Below are 1,023 nucleotides of genomic sequence, written 5' to 3' on the forward strand. Positions count from 1 at the left end.
GTCGTCGCCCTGCAGTTCCAGGACGGCACCACGGTGCCGATCCGCGGCATCGGCTACATCGGCCGGGCGCCCAGCCTCCCCGCCGGCGAACGTCCGGATGCCGTGCTCGTCGCGGTGCCGGACGGCGACCGCTCGGTGTCGCGCACGCACGGCCGCTTCGGCATCGTGAACGGCCAGACCTGGTTCGAGGACCTGGGCTCGGGGAACGGCTCCACGCTCCGCACGGGCGACGGCCGGTCGGGCCCGATGACCCCGCACCAGCGCTTCGGTCTCGTGCCGGGCATGGTACTGCAGCTGGGCGACTGCGTCGTCCGCGTCATCGAAGGCTGAGATCCTCCGCGCGAGAGGGGCTGGACAGACGAAGCCGCCCACCCGCTGAGTGCGAGTGGGCGGCTGTCGTCTGTGTCTCAGTTCACCAACCGAGTTCTTCCCGGCCGTCGGAGCTCGAGCTGCCTGCGGAACCGGCGGCCCCGAGATCCGGCTCGACGCCGTCGTCCTCAGGATCGACCGAGAACGCGAACAGGTCCTGACCGCGACGGCGCTTGCGCTTGTCGCCGCTGCCGCCACCGGCAGCACCACCACCGGCCATCATGCCGCCTCGTCCACCGGCTGCGCCGCCGGACTGCGCGACCACTCCGCTCGCGCCTCCTGCTCCGGGGCCACCCGCAGCACCGGCTCCGGCGCTCATGCTGTTCAGTCCGCCGACCGCGCCCAGACCACCTGCGCGGAGGCCGCGAGCCAGCGCTGCGCCGCCGACGCCTCCCGCGGCCCCACCGGTCACGCCGCCGACGCCGCCGGGGTTCGTCCCACCGCCGCCCGGCAGCTGACTTCCGGGGCCCACAGGGCCGCCGGGGCCTCCAGGATAACCAGGGCCGCCAGGTCCGCCAGGCACCGTCCCGCCGCCACCGCCGTCGACATTCGGCGGGTCGTTGGGGTCGTACGGCGGGTCGTACGGGGGACGATACGGCGGATCCACGACGTAGTGCGGCGGACGCGGGTCTACCACGTACTGCGGCGGACGCG

The 1,023-nt window shown here is 73.9% G+C and carries 2 protein-coding genes; one reads left to right on the top strand and one right to left on the bottom strand.

The features are described 5' to 3' along the window. Positions 1-330, top strand: a 330-nt coding sequence (locus tag BGN97_RS07675; protein WP_363331419.1) for an FHA domain-containing protein, incomplete at its 5' end; no start/stop codon positions are given. An 82-nt stretch (positions 331-412) separates the two neighbouring features. Here BGN97_RS07675 and BGN97_RS07680 read toward each other — a convergent pair. After that, positions 413-1,023: hypothetical protein (locus BGN97_RS07680; RefSeq protein ID WP_292699691.1), on the bottom strand; the 611-nt coding region annotated here is incomplete at its 5' end.

This window comes from Microbacterium sp. 69-10, from assembly GCF_001897945.1.
In the GTDB taxonomy this organism is placed as follows: domain Bacteria; phylum Actinomycetota; class Actinomycetes; order Actinomycetales; family Microbacteriaceae; genus Microbacterium.